This is a genomic window from Streptomyces sp. NPDC059832, assembly GCF_042731715.1.
Taxonomy (GTDB): Bacteria; Actinomycetota; Actinomycetes; order Streptomycetales; family Streptomycetaceae; genus Streptomyces.
Genome location: NZ_JBHWIY010000008.1, coordinates 1 through 16,831, shown reverse-complemented (window position 1 = coordinate 16,831; position 16,831 = coordinate 1). Strand labels below are relative to the sequence as shown.

Sequence of the window (16,831 nt, the reverse complement as noted above, 5' to 3'; positions counted from 1 at the left end):
TCAGCCGAACTGCTGCTCCAGATCCTTCAGCTTCCGCTCCAGTGAATCGAGCCGGGGCAGTGCCTGGGTGTCGTCCTCGGCGGTGAGGTCGACGGTGACCGGATCATTCGGGTTCCGGCCCGGGGCGGCGGCGCTCGGCCCCGTCACGGCTTGCAGGGATGGCCGGGGGCGCAACGGCAGTTGTCCCGGCTCGGATATGGCGGGCTCCACGACGGACGCGGAGCCCGCCGTGGGCGCGATGGCCTGGACGTCCACCTGGGTGCCGCCGCGGCCGACCCGGCGCCAGGCCCGGTTCTGCCGGTTCAGCGCCTTGATGTGAGCCCGGTCCAGCTTCTCCTGGTCCTTCCTGCGGAGGCGGTTCTGCTCCTTCTCCCGCCTGTCCTCACGTACCTCGTCGACCGCCTCGTCCAGCGTGCGTACGCCTTCCAGCAGCATCAGCGACCAGGCGCCGAAGGTCTCCCGGGGGGCGCGCAGCCACCGGACGATCCGGATCTGCGGCAGCGGACGGGGCACCAGGCCCTGCTCGCGCAGCGCGGCCCGACGGGTCTGCTTCAGGGCCCGGTCGAAGAGCACGGCCGCCGAGAGCGACATCCCCGCGAAGAAGTGCGGGGCGCCCGCGTGGTCGATCCCGCGCGGTGCGTGCACCCAGTTGAACCAGGCGGCGGCGCCGGCGAACGTCCACACGAGCAGGCGTGAGCCGAGCGCAGCGTCACCGTGGCTGGCCTCGCGCACCGCGAGTACGGAACAGAACATGGCCGCGCCGTCGAGGCCGAAGGGGACGAGGTACTCCCAGCCCCCGGAGAGGCCGAGATTCTGCTCGCCGAAGCCGACGAGCCCGTGGAAGGAGAGCGCGGCGGCGACCGCCGCACAGCAGAACAGCAGGACGTACGAGGCGGTGGCGTACAGGGCCTCCTTGCGTCTGCGACGCTCTTCGCTGCGTTCCCAGCTGTCCTCGGCCGCGGATGTGTCAGCGGCGCGCTTGCCGCGCGCGACCACCGCCACCGCCGCCAGGACTCCCACGAGCAGCACGGCGCCCGGAAGCAGCCAATTCAGCGATATGTCGGTCAGTCTCATGCGCGGTCCCTTGCATTGCGTAGGGCATTTCGGGCGCCATGATTGCCGAAACCCCGTCACGCACAGGGGGTTTCGGGGCAAGAGAACGCCATTGGGTCGGCACGGCGTACGGAAGACCGGGGTCGGCTCGAATGCCCGCACGCGACCGATGAGTTGCGTTCGAATTGTACTACTCGCGCGAGTGGTGTTGATCAGTGAGCGGGCGTCAGCTTCCGCACCCGGTCGGCGTCACAGGTACGGGGGCAGGTGACACAGGTGTCCTCGGGGCGCAGCGTGTAGAACAGACAGCAGCTCGCCCGGTCGCGGGTGGGCAGCGATTCGCCGTCCGGTCCGGTCAGATCGCGGAAGCCCGCGGAGCCGACGTACGGCTTCGTGGTGCCCGGCAGGAGTGCCTCCAGCTCGGCCATCGCCCGTCGTTCCTCGCCGAGCAGATGGGCGACGTACCAGAGCCCTTCGACGATCTCGTCCGTCGCCATGCCCCACAGCGCGCGCCTGCCGCGCCGCATCCGCGGTCCGAAGCCGTCGAGCACCGGGCCGATGTGGTCGGCCACCGCCGCGAGCACCTCGGCCCGCAGCTCCGTCTCGTCGGATACCACGCGGGCGCCCGGCAGCGCGGCGGCCGGATCGTCCGGCAGGCAGGCGAACTCCCTCACCCGGAGGGTCAGATGACCCAGCGCCCGCTGGAACGCCACGTCCCCGACGGGAATCCGGGGCACCCGCCGATGCAGGAACCAGGGCACCGTCACCAGCAGGCAGGCGGGCCAGGCGTAGCGGTGCAGCCCGAAGCTGGCGACCACGTCGGGGCGGGGCTGCTGCCCGTAGTCCCGCACCACCTGGGCGTGGTCCCAGGCGAGGAAGGCGTTCAGTGCGGCGCCCCCCGCCGCCAGCTCGTCGGCACCCACCCAGCCGGTGCCGCGAGGAGCGGTCTCGTCGTCCGCCAGCACCTGCGCGCGCAGCCCGGGAAAGACCTCGGCCAGGCGCGCGTAGGCGTCCGTCACGGCGGACGCCGTGGTGCCGGGAAGCAGGGCGGGGAGTGTCATGCAGGGACCACCGAATCGCGACCGTTTGCAGGTTAGCCTTACCTTACCCGACCGGATCGATGTTTGAACTGCGGCGTCCTGCGCCTATCGTGCACAAGAGGCATGGCGTACGCGAGCCGCGCCCGCGCCCGGTCGAGGAGGTCCGAGTGGAGCAGGGCAGAGCGCGTGAGGCGTACGGGACCGCCACGCCCGCGACCGTCCCGGCGGTCGTCCGGGTGCCCGAACAGACGCGTGGCGAGCAGGCGCGTGGCGAACACACCCACAGCGAGCCGCCCGCCCCGCGCGCGGTGGTGCAGCGGCACTCCGTGCGCGGCCAGATCCTGGAGGCGCTGCGCGCCGCCCTGGTCGACGGCCGGCTGGTTCCGGGGCAGGTCTATTCGGCCCCGGCTCTCGGTGCCCGGTTCGGGGTCTCCGCCACGCCGGTGCGCGAGGCGATGCAGCAGCTGGCCATCGAGGGCGCCGTCGAGGTCGTACCGAACCGAGGGTTCCGGGTGTCCGAGCGAGGCCCGCGCGAGCTCGCCGAGCTGGCCGAGGTGCGCGCCCTGATCGAGGTCCCCGTGATGCTGCGGCTGGCCCGGACCGTCCCGCCCGGCGCCTGGTGCGCCCTGCGCCCGCTGGCCGAGGCGACGGTGGCCGCCGCGGCCGTGGGCGACCGGGCAGGCTACGCCGAGTCCGACCGGGCCTTCCACGGCGCGGTCCTCGCGCTCTGCGGCAACGAGCAGCTGGTGCAGGTCGCCGACGACCTGCACCGCCGCTCCCAGTGGCCGCTGGAGAGCAACCCCGTCACCCGCCGCGCCGACCTCCTCGCCGACGCGGCCGAGCACACCGCTCTGCTCGACGCGCTGATCGCCCAGGACCTGGCCGTCGTGCAGTCGCTCGTGCGGGAGCACTTCACCGGCGCCGAGGGCTGACCGGGCGCGACGCCCCGGACCCGGGGCCCGCCCTGGCTGCCGACCGACACCCGGCCTCAGTTCGCCCCGGCCGTCTCCGCGGGAGGCGGGTCCAGATGCGGCGCCAGCCACGTCGGCACGCCCCCGAGCAGCCGGAACAGCCGGCCCGCCTCGGCGCGCAGCCGGGTCGCCAGCTCGGGCTCCGGTTCGGAGTCCGCGAGGGCGATGAGGGCCGGAGCCGTACCGATCAGATAGCCCAGCTCCTCCCTTAGCCGCAGGGACTCCGCGAAGCCGTGCCGGGCTTCCGCCAGATCGCCCTCGCGCAGGGCCAGCAGGGCGAGATGGCGCCAGGTCGAGGAGAGCAGCAGCGCGTCCCCCTGGGCGGTGGCCCCGGCGTGGGCCCTGCGGTACGCGGCGCGCGCGGCCTCCGGCGAGTCGGCGATGTTCTGCGCGATCAGGCCCCGCCGGAAGTCCAGCAGCGGACGGCCCGGCGCGGACGGGGCGAGCAGCGCGGCGGCCCGGCTCAGCGCGACACTGGCCTCGTCGGCCCGGTCGCGTACCCCCAGGAGTGTCGACGCGTACGCCAGATGGCCGCGTTCGCACGCGGCCGCGCCGCGTTCGTCGTCGTCGTGGGCCAGCGCCTCCGCGGTACGCAAGGCGTCCTCGGCGTCGGTCCAGCCCTTTCCGGTGTACAGGCACCGTTCGGTCAGCAGGGCGGTCCGCTGGAGCGCGGCGGCCGGATCGGTGCCGGCGCCGGGTTCGAGCAGCGCTGCGGCGTCCGTCCAGCAGGCGCGTGACCGCAGCCGCCATACCGCTGTCTGGAGCGGCGGATCGTCATCTGCTGTCGTTCCGGAACCAGACATGGCGGTATGCGCCACATTGCCCTCCCCGAGCGCGCCATCGAGCTGTTGGGTCTGGCGGCATCTCAGCACGGATCTGCACGCCGGGCCAAGGGGTCGTTCAATCTCAGGTGAAAGATTTCACAAACGAACGGAGCCGCCAACAGCCGTGACAGGGCCGGGAAATCAGCTCATACGCAGGGCGAGGAAGAAATCGAGCTTGTCCTCCAGGCGCGAAAGGTCACGTCCCGTCAACTGCTCGATTCGCCCCACCCGGTAGCGCAACGTGTTGACGTGCAGGTGGAGACGGGCCGCGCAGCGGGTCCACGATCCGTCGCAGTCCAGGAACGCCTCCAGCGTCGGGATCAGCTCCGCGCGGTGGCGCCGGTCGTAGTCGCGCAGCGGGTCGAGCAGGCGTGCGGTGAACGCGCGGCGCACGTCGTCGGGGACGAACGGCAGCAGCAGCACGTGCGAGGCCAGCTCGTGGTGTCCGGCCGCGCAGACCCGGCCGGGGCGGGCCGCCGCCACCCGGCGGGCGTGCCGGGCCTCCTCCAGGGCACCGCGCAGTCCCTCGGGCGAATGGACGGCCGCGCTGACACCCAGGGTCAGCCGGCCGTCGTCGGCGAGGCCCGCGGAGAGCGGTTCGCGGACGGCGGCGAGCAGCACATCGGCATGGAGCGCGGGATCCACGCCCGCCTCGGTGTGCGCGGCGTCCCGGTCCGGCGCGGGCGCGGTGACGGCGGGCAGCGGTACGAGGGCGACGGCCTCCTCGCCCGTATGGGCGACCGCGATCCGGTCCGCCGAGTCGGAGCCGGTGACCGCGGGGTCGACCAGGATCTCCTCCAGCAGCGCCTGGGCGACCGGGCCGCCGGCGACTGCGGAACCGGACCCTGCCGGGGCGCCGGCGGCGGACTGGCCCTCCGCGCCGCCCCACTCGACCCGCGCCACCACGACCTGCCAGTGCGGCGCGGACCCGAGCCCCGGTAGCAGCACCGGGGCCGCGACCCGCAGCCTGGCGGCGATCTCGGCCGGCGGGGCACCCGTCTGGACCAGTTCCAGGACTTCCTGGGCGAGCCTGCGGCGTACCGTACGGGCCGCGTCGCGCCGGTCCCGTTCGACGGCGATCAGCTGGGTGACGCCCTGGAGCAGATCCAGCCGGGCCGGCGGCCAGTCGCTCGCGTCCGCCTCGACCGCGAGCAGCCAGTCCGAGAGCACCGACTCACGGACGTCGCGGGAGGCCGGGACGGCGCCGCGGCCGGTGTTCCGGATCGGGAAGAGCGAATACGCGGTGCCATCCACCGTGGCCCGGTGCGGGGGGCGGTGACCGGTGCGGGTGGCGGCCAGATGGTGGCCCGCCAGCGCGGCGCCGACCGGTCCGGGCAGTGACGTTTCACCGGCGCCCGCGATCTGCCGGCCGGTGGGGGAGAGCACCCAGGCATGCAGGTCGAGGTCGGATCCGAGCAGATCCAGGACCACCTCGGGCCCGCCGCCCGCCGGGCCCGAGGTCATGAGCCTGCGGTGCCGGTCCACGACCGCCGCCAGATCGCCCGCCCGCTCACCGGACACCTGGCGCACCACATGCTCGGTGATCGTTGCGAACGCGACGGTCTCATGGACGGCGAAGAGCGGCAGCCGGTGCCGCGCGCACGCCTCCACCAGATCGCCGGGGATGTCGCCGAGCTCCGCCTCGCCCGCCGCGAGCCCGGCCACGCCGGCACCCGCCAGGATCCGTACGAACGGCTCCGAGTCCGCCGCGTCCCGGCGCCAGGCCAGGCCCGTGAGGACCAGCTCGCCGCCCGACAGATAGCGGCTGGGATCCCGCAGGTCGGTGGTCATCACGCCGCGGACCGAACGGTCCAGCTCGTCCTCGCCGCCGAGCAGCCGCAGGCCCAGCGCGTCGGTCTCCAGCAGTGCGCGCAGCCGCATCTCGTCGCCGCCGATCTCTTTCGTTGGTGCGGGTGAAAACTGGGTATTGCGGTGAGGTTACTGATCCCCGCCATTCGTTCGAATCTACAAGACGAGGAGATCGACCAGCCAACTCCTTCATGGTTTCGGTGACTGCACCGGGTGGAGCACGGCTTGTGTACTTGGCCCCACACCGCGTTAACAACACATGAACGACCAGTCGAGGGCCGGCCGCACCCCGCCCCCAGTGAACGACCCGATTGAGAAGAAGAGAGCCACTCATGGACTTCCTTCGCCCCGCCAGCTGGGAGGAGGCGCTCGCCGCCAAGGCCGAGCACCCGACGGCTGTGCCCATCGCGGGTGGCACCGATGTGATGGTCGAGATCAACTTCGACCACCGGCGGCCCGAGTACCTCATGGACCTGAACCGCATCGGAGAGCTGACCGAGTGGGAGGTGGGCCAGGAGAGCGTACGGCTCGGCGCCTGCGTCCCGTACAGCCACATCATGGAGCACCTGCGGGCCGAGCTGCCCGGACTGGCGCTCGCCTCGCACACCGTCGCCTCGCCCCAGATCCGCAACCGCGGCGGCGTCGGCGGCAACCTGGGCACCGCCTCGCCCGCCGGGGACGCCCACCCGGCGCTGCTCGCCGCGGGCGCCGAGGTCGAGGCCGAATCCGTACGCGGGACCAGGATGATCCCGATCGACGCCTTCTACACCGGCGTCAAGCGCAACGCCCTCGAACCGGACGAGCTGATCCGGGCCGTGCACATCAGGAAGGCAGACGGGCCGCAGCAGTACTCCAAGGTCGGCACCCGCAACGCGATGGTCATCGCCGTCTGCGCCTTCGGCCTGGCCCTGCACCCCGAGACCCGCACGGTGCGCACCGGCATCGGCTCGGCCGCCCCCACGCCCGTACGGGCGAAGGCGGCCGAGGAATTCCTGAACGCCGCGCTCGAAGAGGGCGGGTTCTGGGACAGCCGCACGATCATCACCCCGTCCATCGCCAAGCAGTTCGCCACGCTCGCCGCCGGTGCCTGCAACCCGATCGATGATGTGCGCGGCACCGCGAGCTATCGCCGGCACGCGGTCGGGATCATGGCCCGCCGCACCCTCGGCTGGACCTGGGAGTCGTACCGCGGCAACGGCCGCAGCACCGAAGGAGCTGCCTGATCATGCGCGTCAATTTCACGGTCAACGGCCGCAGGCACGAGGCGGACGACGTCTGGGAGGGCGAGTCCCTCCTCTACGTGCTGCGTGAACGGATGGGCCTGCCCGGCTCCAAGAACGCCTGCGAGCAGGGCGAGTGCGGCTCCTGCACGGTCCGCCTGGACGGTGTGCCGGTCTGCTCCTGCCTGGTCGCGGCGGGCCAGGTGGAGGGGCGCGAGGTCGTCACGGTGGAAGGCCTCGCCGACTTCGCCGCCCACCGCTCCGAGCAGCACCCGGGCAGCGGCTGCGCCTCCGGCGCGTGCGGCACGGCGCTCGACAAGGCCCGGCAGTGGCAGGCCGGGCCGGCCGGCGAGGAGACCCGGGAGGGCGGTGAACTCTCCCCGATCCAGCAGGCGTTCATCGATGCCGGAGCCGTCCAGTGCGGCTTCTGCACCCCCGGCCTGCTGGTCGCCGCCGACGAGCTGCTGGAGCGCAACCCGGAACCGTCCGACGCGGACATCCGCGAGGCGCTCTCCGGCAACCTCTGCCGCTGCACCGGCTACGAGAAGATCCTCGACGCGGTCCGCCTCGCGGCCGCCCGCGCGGAAGAAACGGTCTGACGATGGGCGTAACCGGCAACCCCACCAGCATCAACCAGGGCACCCGCACCAAGGGCGGCATCGGCGAGTCCACGCTCCGCCCCGACGGCATCCTCAAGGTCACCGGCGAGTTCGCGTACTCCTCCGACATGTGGCACGAGGACATGCTCTGGGGCCACACACTGCGCTCCACGGTCGCGCACGCCGAGATCGTCTCCATCGACACCTCGGAGGCGCTCGCCACGTCCGGTGTCTACGCCGTACTCACCTACGACGACCTGCCGACCTCGGTGAAGAACTACGGCCTGGAGATCCAGGACACCCCCGTGCTCGCCCACGGCAAGGTCCGCCACCACGGCGAACCGGTGGCGCTCGTCGCCGCCGACCACCCGGAGACGGCCCGCCGCGCCGCCGCGAAGATCAGGATCGACTACCGCGAACTGCCCGTCATCACCGACGAGGCCTCCGCCACCGCCCCCGACGCGATCCTCGTCCACGAGGGACGCGACGACCACCACGCAGGGCACGTACCGCACCCCAACATCGTGCACCGCCAGCCCATCGTCCGCGGCGACGCGGACGCGGCGGCGGCCCGCGCCGATGTCGTGGTGAGCGGCGAATACGTCTTCGGCATGCAGGACCAGGCTTTCCTCGGCCCCGAGTCCGGCCTCGCCGTGCCCGCCGAGGACGGCGGCGTCGACCTGTACGTCGCCACCCAGTGGCTCCACTCCGACCTCCGCCAGATCGCACCGGTCCTGGGCCTGCCCGAGGACAAGGTCCGCATGACGCTCTCCGGCGTCGGCGGGGCCTTCGGCGGCCGCGAGGACCTGTCGATGCAGATCCACGCCTGCCTGCTCGCCCTGCGCACCGGCAAGCCGGTCAAGATCGTCTACAACCGGTTCGAGTCCTTCTTCGGCCACGTCCACCGGCACCCGGCGAAGCTCTGGTACGAGCACGGCGCCACCCGCGACGGCAAGCTGACACATATGAAATGTCGCATCGTGCTGGACGGCGGAGCCTACGCATCCGCCTCCCCGGCCGTGGTCGGCAACGCCTCCTCGCTCTCCGTCGGCCCGTACGTCATCGACGACGTCGACATCGAGGCCATCGCGCTCTACACCAACAACCCGCCCTGCGGCGCCATGCGCGGCTTCGGCGCGGTGCAGGCCTGCTTCGCCTACGAGGCCCAGATGGACAAGCTCGCCGCCGAACTGGGCATGGACCCGGTCGAGTTCAGGCAGCTCAACGCCATGGAGCAGGGCACCCTGCTGCCGACCGGACAGGTCGTCGACTCGCCCGCCCCGGTCGCCGAACTGCTGCGCCGGGTCAAGGCCAGGCCGCTGCCGCCCGAGCGCCAGTGGGAGGTGGCCGGCGAACAGGCCGACGTACGGGCCCTGCCCGGCGGACTGTCCAACACCACCCACGGCGAAGGCGTCGTACGTGGCATCGGCTACGCGGTCGGCCTCAAGAACGTCGGCTTCTCCGAGGGCTTCGACGACTACTCCACCGCCCGGGTGCGCATGGAGGTCATCGCCGGCGAGCCGGTCGCGACCGTGCACACGGCCATGGCGGAGGTCGGGCAGGGCGGCGTCACCGTCCACGCCCAGATCGCCCGTACCGAACTCGGCGTCGCCCAGGTCACCATCCACCCGGCCGACACCCAGGTCGGCTCGGCCGGCTCCACCTCCGCCTCCCGGCAGACCTACGTCACCGGCGGCGCCGTGAAGCACTCCTGCGAGGCCGTCCGCGAGAAGGTCCTGGAGATGGGCCGCCGCAAGTACGGCACGTACCACCCCGCGTGGGCCACCGCCGAACTGCTCCTGGAGGGCGGCAAGGTCGTCACCGACGGCGGCGAGGTGCTGGCCGACCTGGTCGACGTACTGGAGGACGAGGCGGTCGACATCGAGCTGGAGTGGCGCCACCGGCCCACCGAGGCGTTCGACCTCCGCACCGGACAGGGCAAAGGCCACGTCCAGTACTCCTTCGCCGCCCACCGCGCGGTCGTCGAGGTCGACACCGAACTCGGCCTGGTCAAGGTCATCGAACTGGCCTGTGCCCAGGACGTCGGCAAGGCACTCAACCCGCTGTCCGTAGAAGGACAGATCCAGGGCGGTACCACCCAGGGCCTGGGTGTCGCCGTCATGGAGGAGATCATCGTCGACCCGAAGACCGCGAAGGTGCGCAACCCGTCCTTCACGGACTATCTGATCCCCACCATCCTCGACACCCCGACCATCCCGGTCGATGTGCTCGAACTCGCCGACGACCACGCCCCGTACGGGCTGCGCGGCATCGGTGAGGCCCCCACCCTGTCGTCGACCCCGGCCGTCCTCGCGGCGATCCGGAACGCGACGGGCCTGGAGCTCAACAGGACGCCGGTGCGCCCCGAGCACCTCACCGGCACCTGAGCCTCGGCTCCACACGATCTCTCCGGGCGGTGTGTGCCTCCCAGGAACGTCACACTTCCGCTGCCCGCACCGCCCGGGGAACCGCAGCACCCGCAGTCCGCGGTACCCGAAGTACCGCAGCACCAGGAGTGCGGGTGCTGCCGCACATGTACCACGTCACACGTCACATTCCACTCTGCATGAACAGTTCGCCTCGGGCCGTCCCCCGGGTCGTGCCGCCAGCGCAGTCATCCCAAATCCCGCATATCGATTCTTCATCGCGGGTGCCCCTGTGAACCTTGGGAGTCAGGCATCATGACCCAGCAGTCAGTGGAGCCCAGGACCAGTGCGGAGGACGCGGGCCAGGGCTCGCGCGTCCCCGCCGGAAGATCCTGGCTCGACCGGTACTTCCACATCTCCGACCGTGGCTCCACCGTCGCACGCGAAGTGCGCGGCGGTATCACCACCTTCATGGCGATGTGTTACATCCTTCTGCTCAACCCGCTCCTGCTGTCCGGGCCGGACGCGGCGGGCCACCGGCTCAGCCACGCCGGGCTGATCACGGCGACCGCCCTGGCCGCCGCCGTGTCCACCCTGCTGATGGGCTTCATCGGCAAGGTGCCCCTCGCCCTCGCCGCGGGACTCTCCGTCTCCGGCGTGCTCGCCACCCAGGTGGCACCCCACATGACCTGGCCGCAGGCCATGGGCATGTGCGTGATGTACGGCGCCGTGATCGTGCTGCTGGTCGTCACCGGGCTGCGCGAGGTCATCATGAACGCCATACCACTGGCCCTGAAGCACGGCATCACCATCGGCATCGGCCTGTTCATCGCGCTGATCGGCCTGGTCAACGCCGGTTTCGTCGGCAAGGGCGCCCCCGTCACGCTCGGTGTCGGCGGGCAGCTCGCCGGCTGGCCCGTACTGCTCTTCTGCGTCACCCTGCTGCTCATCTTCATGCTCCAGGCCCGCAATGTGCCCGGCGCGATTTTGATCGGCATCGTCGTCGGCACGGTCCTCGCCGTCATCGTCAACGCGGTCGGCGACATCAGCCCCAAGGCATGGGGCGGCAGCGCGCCCGAACTGCAGGGCAGCGCGGTCTCGATGCCCGACTTCGGGCTCTTCGGCCATGTCGAGTTCGGCGGCTGGGGCGACATCGGCGTCATGACCGTCGGCATGATCGTCTTCACCCTGGTGCTGGCCGGCTTCTTCGACGCGATGGCGACCATCATCGGTGTCGGTACCGAGGCCGGTCTCGCCGACAGCAAGGGCCGGATGCCGGGTCTCTCCAAGGCACTGTTCATCGACGGTGCGGGCGGCGCGATCGGTGGCGTCTCCGGGGCGTCCGGGCAGACCGTCTTCATCGAGTCGGCGACCGGCGTCGGCGAGGGCGCCCGCACCGGTCTGTCCTCCGTCGTCACCGGTGTGCTCTTCGCCGCCGGACTGTTCTTCACCCCGCTCGCCCAGATCGTGCCGGGGCCGATCGCGGCCGCCGCACTGGTCGTGATCGGCGCGATGATGATGCAGAACGCCCGCCATGTCGACTGGAGCGACCGCTCCGTCGCCGTGCCGGTCTTCCTGACCGTGGCGCTGATGCCGTTCACCTACTCCATCACCGCCGGTGTCGGCGCCGGGGTGATCTCCTTCGCCGCGATCAAGGCGGCGCAGGGCAAGTTCCGTGAAGTGGGCGTCTTCATGTGGGTGCTGACCGGCGTGTTCGTCGTGTACTTCGCGCTCAGCCCGATCGAGAGCTGGATCGGCGCCAAGTAGCACCACAGCCGGTCCGCACCACAGCCGGTCCGCACCGGTACCTCCCGCGCCGTCCCTCCTGTCCTTCCTGTCCCTCCTGCCCCTCCGCACATCCGTAGAAGGAGAAACGCCATGCTGGACATCGCCGAAGAGCTCAACCGGTGGGTCGAGCAGGGACGCGACTTCGCCGTGGCCACCGTCGTGGCGGTCGGCGGCAGCGCGCCCCGGCAGCCCGGAGCCGCGCTCGCCGTCGACCGTGACGGCACGGCGATCGGATCCGTCTCCGGCGGGTGTGTGGAGGGCGCGGTGTACGAGCTGTGCGGGCAGGCGCTGGACGACGGCACCGCGGTGCTCGAACGGTTCGGCTACAGCGACGAGGACGCTTTCGCGGTCGGACTGACCTGTGGCGGCGTCATCGACATCCTGGTGACACCGGTCCGTGCGGACGACCCCGCGCGGGCGGTGTTCGCCGCCGCGTTCGCCGCCGCCGCAGGGGGGACGGCGGCGGCCCTCGCCAGGATCACCGACGGGCCGGCGGAACTCCTCGGGCGCCCCCTGCTCGTCCACCCCGACGGCTCGTACGAGGGCGGGCTCGGCGGACATCCGGAACTGGACCGCACCGCGGCCGCCGACGCCCGCGCCATGCTCGACGCGGGCCGCACCGGTGGTGTCGTCATCGGCGCCGACGGCTCGCGCTGCGGACAACCGCTCACCCTGCTCGTCGAATCGAGCGTCCCACCACCCCGGATGATCGTCTTCGGGGCCATCGACTTCGCCTCGGCACTCGTCCGGGCGGGCAAGTTCCTCGGGTACCACGTGACATTGTGCGACGCCCGCCCGGTCTTCGCCACGAAGGCCCGCTTCCCCGAGGCCGACGAGCTGGTCGTCGACTGGCCGCACCGCTACCTCGCGGCGACCGACGTGGACACGCGCACCGTCCTGTGCGTCCTCACCCATGACGCCAAGTTCGATGTCCCGCTGCTGGAACTGGCGTTGAAGCTGCCGGTCGCGTACGTCGGGGCGATGGGATCGCGCCGCACCCACCTGGAGCGCAACGACCGGCTGCGCGAGGTCGGCGTCACGGAGCTGGAACTGGCCAGGCTCCACTCGCCGATCGGCCTCGACCTCGGAGCACGTACCCCCGAGGAGACCGCGCTGTCGATCGCCGCTGAGATCGTCGCCGACCGGCGCGGCGGCAGCGGCGTTCCGCTCAAGGGCGCGCACACCCCGATCCATCACGAGGCCGGCCGGCCGCCGACCGGAGTGATCACATCCGTGGCCTGAACCGGCCTCCGGACCCCGACCACTGCGGGCGGGTTGCCGCCACGGCGGTTTCACGCCAGGTGTGAACTCAACCGTAGCCATGCATTTGCCGGTAGATCAGCAGCATGACTTTTACTCCTCCCTCCGCTTCCGGCCGGGCGAGATCCGCCCGCGCGGGACGCAGAGCACTGCTGTTGGCGACCGCGGTCGCCCTCGTGAGCGGTGCGCTGGTCCCCGCAGCCGGCCTCGCTTCCGCCGCTTCGGGCGGGCTCCGTCCGACCGCCGACCGCCAGGCCGGCGCCCCCGTCGAGGAGTACGACATCACCTTGCTCACGGGCGATGTCGTGCACTACACGGACGGCGTCGGCAAGCAGGACACCGTCACCGTGGACCGCCCCGACGGTGCGACCGGCGGGGTGCATGTCCAGCAGGCCGGCGACGACATCTACGTACTGCCCGACGAGGCGACCGGGCTGCTCGCGGCCGGGAAACTGGACCGCAGGCTGTTCAATGTCTCCGCCCTCGCGAAGATGGGGTACGACGACAAGCGGTCGGGCGGCATTCCGCTGATCGCCACCTACCCGGCCGGCAAGGGCCGTTCGCTGCCCGCCGCCCCGCGTGGCGCCAAGAAGGTCCGCACCCTGGAGAGCATCCACGGCGCCGCGCTGAAGGCCGGCAAGGACACCGCCCGCACCTTCTGGAACGGCATAGCCGGTGCCCCCGCGGCCCGTTCGCTGGACGGCGGCATCGCCAAGCTCTGGCTCGACGGCCGTGCGGAGGCGGCGCTCAAGGACTCCGTGCCGCAGGTCAACGCCCCGCAGGCGTGGGCCGAGGGATACGACGGCAAGGGCTCCAAGGTCGCCGTCCTGGACACCGGCATCGACGCCACGCACCCGGACGTCAAGGACCGCATCCTCAAGACCAAGAGCTTCGTGCCGGGCGAGGAGGTCGTCGACCGGAACGGCCACGGCACCCACGTCGCCTCCACGATCGCGGGCTCCGGCGCCGCCTCCGAAGGCGTCAACAAGGGCGTCGCCCCGGGCGCGGACCTGATCATCGGCAAGGTGCTCAGCGACGAGGGCTCCGGTGCCGACTCCGGCATCATCGAAGCCATGGAGTGGGCGAAGGCCGAAGGCGCCGACGTCGTCTCGATGAGCCTCGGCTCCAGCATCCCGGACGACGGCTCCGACCCCATGTCCCAGGCCGTCGACGCCCTTTCCGCCGACGGCGGTCCACTGTTCGTGATCGCCGCGGGCAACGCCTACGGAGCGGGCACCATCGGTTCGCCCGGGTCGGCGGAGAAGGCGCTCACCATCGCCGCCGTCGACAAGAAGGACAACCGCGCGGACTTCTCGTCCATGGGCCCGCTGGTCAGGTCCTACGGTCTGAAGCCCGACCTCTCCGCACCGGGCGTGGACATCAACGCGGCCGCCTCGCAGTCGGTGCCGGGCATCGACGGGATGTACCAGTCGATGTCCGGTACGTCGATGGCGACCCCGCACGTCGCGGGCGCCGCAGCCATTCTGAAGCAGCGTCACCCCGACTGGTCCGGTCAGCGGATCAAGGACACGTTGATGAGCTCGTCCAAGGAGCTCCCGGACTACACCCCGTACCAGCAGGGCACCGGCCGGCTCGACGTGAAGGCGGCGGTCGACACCACGATCGAGGCCACCGGCTCCGTCGCGGTCGCCTCGTACGACTGGCCGCACTCCCCGTCCGACCCGGTCGCCGAGCGGACCATCACCTACCGCAACACGGGTGCGAAGGACGTCACGCTGGACCTGGCCACGGACACGGACGCCGACGCCTACACCCTCTCGACGAAGCAGCTGACCGTCCCGGCCGGCTCCACCGCCGAGGCCGTGCTCTCGCTGGACCCGTCGAAGGTCGCGAACAACACCCGGTTCTCCGGACAGGTCGTCGCCAAGGACGCGGCGGGCACCACCGTCGCCCACACCGGCTTCGCCCTGAACAAGGAGCAGGAGCTGTACGACCTGACGCTCAAGCTCCGCGACCGCGACGGCAAGCCGATGGACGGCACCGTCGTCCTCGGCGCGCTGGGCGACCCGCAGCTGCAGCCCGTCGCGGTCCCGGGCGAGACCACGCTGCGGCTGCCGCCGGGCAACTACACCACCTGGGCGGCGGCGGACATCGCCGGCGACCGCGCCGACTCAAAGGCCCTGGCCTTCCTCGCGGCCCCCGAGGTCATCCTCGACAAGGCCACCACGGTCACCCTCGACGCGTCCAAGGCCCGCAAGGTCTCCGTGCGGACGCCGAAGGAGACCGAGACCAGGCAGCTGCGATATGACATGGCACGTACCGCACCCAACGGTACCGTCCAGCGCGACGCCTACCAGATCCCGCTGATGTACGACCAGCTGTGGGCGAGCCCCACCAAGAAGGTCACCCAGGGCAGCTTCTCCTTCCTGACCCGCTGGCGGCAGGGCGAGAAGCTGATCGACCTGACGGCCGGCGGCCGTGATGTCCCGGTGACCGCGCAGGGCGGTTCGCCGGTCGCGGAGAGCAGCACGCAGAAGCTCGCCGCCGTCTTCGCGGGCAACGGTGCCGTGGCCGACTACAAGGGCCTGGACGTCAAGGGCAAGGCGGTCGTCATCCGCCGCAGCGACGCGGTCGCTCCCGAGGACCGGGCCGCCAACGCGGTGGCCGCGGGCGCCAGGGCGCTCTTCGTCGTCAACGACGGCGACGGCGTCGCGATGGAGTCTTACGCCCCCTACGGAACCGAGACCGCCGTCCCGGTCGCCTCGGTCCAGCGCCTCGCGGGCGAGAAGCTGATCGACGTGGCGCGGCGCGGTTCGAAGGTGACGATCGCCCAGCGGAAGTTCGCCCGTTACGTGTACGACCTGGTCGACCGCCACGACGGTGTCGTCCCGGACCGCTCGCTGGAGTACGCCCCGTCGGCCGGCCGGCTGGCGAAGGTGGAGAACACCTTCTACGGCCACAAGGACATGCTCGGCGGCGGCTACCGCTACGACATCCCCGACTACGGTCCGGGCATCGGCTTCGAGGAGTACGAGAAGTTCCCCGGCACCCGCGACGAGTGGGTCACCCCGCTTCCCGGAGCCTCCTTCTGGTACGAGAACCACTCGGTCTTCAACGCCACGAAGACGGACTCCGCCCAGGAGATGCGCAGCGGCGAGCTGGACTACACGGCCGGCCGCACCTACCCGGCCGAATGGTTCGCACCGATCGCCCGCCCGCGTCTGGGTACCGGCTACTGGGGTCCGTTCCGGTCCGTCTACAACGACATCCAGTACAACTTCACCCCGTGGACCGACTCGGGCGCGGGCCACTCGGGCGCCATGCCGGAGGACGAGTACGACACCACCACCACGGCCTTCTACCAGGGCGACACCCTGATCAAGAAGGCCGCGGGCCGGGCGGGCTTCGCCTGGGACGTCTCGCCCGAGAAGCTGCCGTACCGCTTCGTCCTCGACTCCGCCCGGGACGGCGACGTGTGGAAGACGTCCACCCGCACCCACACCGAGTGGAACTTCGTCTCGGGTGCCATGGACGAGAACGGCCCGTTCCAGGCCGACATCCCGATGCTTCAGCTGGACTACCGGGTCGACACCGACCTGGCCGGCGACGTGAAGGCGGGCAAGTGGACCGAGGTCGGTCTCGCCTCCGGTACGCAGGAGTGGCTGAAGGGTGCCGTGAAGGCCACCGGGGCCTCGCTGTCGGTCAGCTACGACGACGGGAAGACCTGGGACGCGGTGCAGCTCCGCAAGGACGCGGCCGGTTCCTGGACCGCCCGGTTCAAGACCCCGAAGAAGGCCGGCTCGTTCGTTTCGCTCAAGGCGCACGCCGAGGCGGCCGACGGGCTGGGCGTCGACCAGGAGATCATCCGGGCCTTCGGCCTGAAGTGACCTGCTGAGCTTCGCTCTTGAGGCGGCCACGCACCCCCTGGCGGGGGTGCGTG

Annotated in this window: 11 protein-coding genes; 7 read left to right on the top strand and 4 right to left on the bottom strand. The window is 71.3% G+C overall.

Going from position 1 to position 16,831, the window contains the following annotated elements:
- Complete coding sequence (locus ACFV8T_RS16035; protein ID WP_385327920.1) at positions 1-1,074, bottom strand: DUF2637 domain-containing protein; 1,074 nt, start codon at positions 1,072-1,074, stop codon at positions 1-3.
- A gap of 191 nt (positions 1,075-1,265) precedes the next feature.
- A complete protein-coding gene (locus ACFV8T_RS16030; RefSeq protein ID WP_385327919.1) occupies positions 1,266-2,114 on the bottom strand; it encodes a (2Fe-2S)-binding protein in 849 nt (282 codons plus the stop codon).
- A 146-nt stretch (positions 2,115-2,260) separates the two neighbouring features.
- On the opposite strand from ACFV8T_RS16030, the gene ACFV8T_RS16025 reads away from it, so the two are divergent.
- On the top strand, positions 2,261-3,025 hold the full coding sequence (locus ACFV8T_RS16025; RefSeq protein WP_385327917.1) for a GntR family transcriptional regulator: 765 nt from the start codon (positions 2,261-2,263) through the stop codon (positions 3,023-3,025).
- Positions 3,026-3,081: 56 nt separating this feature from the next.
- Here the strand turns inward: ACFV8T_RS16025 and ACFV8T_RS16020 are convergent, their stop codons facing one another.
- A complete protein-coding gene (locus tag ACFV8T_RS16020) occupies positions 3,082-3,867 on the bottom strand; it encodes a hypothetical protein (protein WP_385327916.1) in 786 nt (261 codons plus the stop codon).
- Positions 3,868-4,029: 162 nt separating this feature from the next.
- Entirely contained in the window at positions 4,030-5,769 is a 1,740-nt protein-coding gene (locus ACFV8T_RS16015; RefSeq protein WP_385327914.1) for a PucR family transcriptional regulator, read from the bottom strand.
- Between the two features lie 260 nt (positions 5,770-6,029).
- Between ACFV8T_RS16015 and ACFV8T_RS16010 the strand changes: the two genes are divergently transcribed.
- The 6 genes from ACFV8T_RS16010 to ACFV8T_RS15985 all read left to right on the top strand — a co-directional run bounded on the left by ACFV8T_RS16010 (position 6,030) and on the right by ACFV8T_RS15985 (position 16,778).
- Positions 6,030-6,920: an FAD binding domain-containing protein gene (locus ACFV8T_RS16010; protein ID WP_385327913.1), complete on the top strand. Its 891-nt coding sequence runs from the start codon at positions 6,030-6,032 to the stop codon at positions 6,918-6,920.
- A 2-nt stretch (positions 6,921-6,922) separates the two neighbouring features.
- Positions 6,923-7,516, top strand: coding sequence for a (2Fe-2S)-binding protein (locus ACFV8T_RS16005; protein WP_385327911.1), 594 nt, complete (start codon positions 6,923-6,925; stop codon positions 7,514-7,516).
- Between the two features lie 2 nt (positions 7,517-7,518).
- Positions 7,519-9,903, top strand: coding sequence for a xanthine dehydrogenase subunit D (gene pucD, locus ACFV8T_RS16000; RefSeq protein WP_385327910.1), 2,385 nt, complete (start codon positions 7,519-7,521; stop codon positions 9,901-9,903).
- Positions 9,904-10,197: 294 nt separating this feature from the next.
- The gene (locus tag ACFV8T_RS15995) at positions 10,198-11,649 is read left to right on the top strand and encodes an NCS2 family permease (protein ID WP_385327908.1); all 1,452 of its coding nucleotides are present in this window, start codon (positions 10,198-10,200) and stop codon (positions 11,647-11,649) included.
- Between the two features lie 111 nt (positions 11,650-11,760).
- Positions 11,761-12,912 carry an XdhC family protein gene (locus ACFV8T_RS15990; RefSeq protein WP_385327906.1) on the top strand — a complete coding sequence of 384 codons (1,152 nt, stop codon included), beginning with the start codon at positions 11,761-11,763 and terminating at the stop codon, positions 12,910-12,912.
- Positions 12,913-13,016: 104 nt separating this feature from the next.
- Positions 13,017-16,778: a S8 family serine peptidase gene (locus ACFV8T_RS15985; protein ID WP_385327905.1), complete on the top strand. Its 3,762-nt coding sequence runs from the start codon at positions 13,017-13,019 to the stop codon at positions 16,776-16,778.
- The last annotated feature ends 53 nt before the right edge of the window (positions 16,779-16,831 follow it).

Bases quoted from the DNA above. Each gene is read 5' to 3' on its own strand.
- ACFV8T_RS16035 (WP_385327920.1), bottom strand. From the start codon at position 1,074: ATGAGACTGACCGACATATCGCTGAATTGGCTGCTTCCGGGCGCCGTG.
- ACFV8T_RS16020 (WP_385327916.1), bottom strand. From the start codon at position 3,867: ATGTCTGGTTCCGGAACGACAGCAGATGACGATCCGCCGCTCCAGACA.
- ACFV8T_RS16015 (WP_385327914.1), bottom strand. From the start codon at position 5,769: ATGCGGCTGCGCGCACTGCTGGAGACCGACGCGCTGGGCCTGCGGCTG.
- pucD (WP_385327910.1), top strand. From the start codon at position 7,519: ATGGGCGTAACCGGCAACCCCACCAGCATCAACCAGGGCACCCGCACC.
- ACFV8T_RS16005 (WP_385327911.1), top strand. From the start codon at position 6,923: ATGCGCGTCAATTTCACGGTCAACGGCCGCAGGCACGAGGCGGACGAC.
- ACFV8T_RS15995 (WP_385327908.1), top strand. From the start codon at position 10,198: ATGACCCAGCAGTCAGTGGAGCCCAGGACCAGTGCGGAGGACGCGGGC.
- ACFV8T_RS15985 (WP_385327905.1), top strand. From the start codon at position 13,017: ATGACTTTTACTCCTCCCTCCGCTTCCGGCCGGGCGAGATCCGCCCGC.
- ACFV8T_RS15990 (WP_385327906.1), top strand. From the start codon at position 11,761: ATGCTGGACATCGCCGAAGAGCTCAACCGGTGGGTCGAGCAGGGACGC.
- ACFV8T_RS16010 (WP_385327913.1), top strand. From the start codon at position 6,030: ATGGACTTCCTTCGCCCCGCCAGCTGGGAGGAGGCGCTCGCCGCCAAG.
- ACFV8T_RS16030 (WP_385327919.1), bottom strand. From the start codon at position 2,114: ATGACACTCCCCGCCCTGCTTCCCGGCACCACGGCGTCCGCCGTGACG.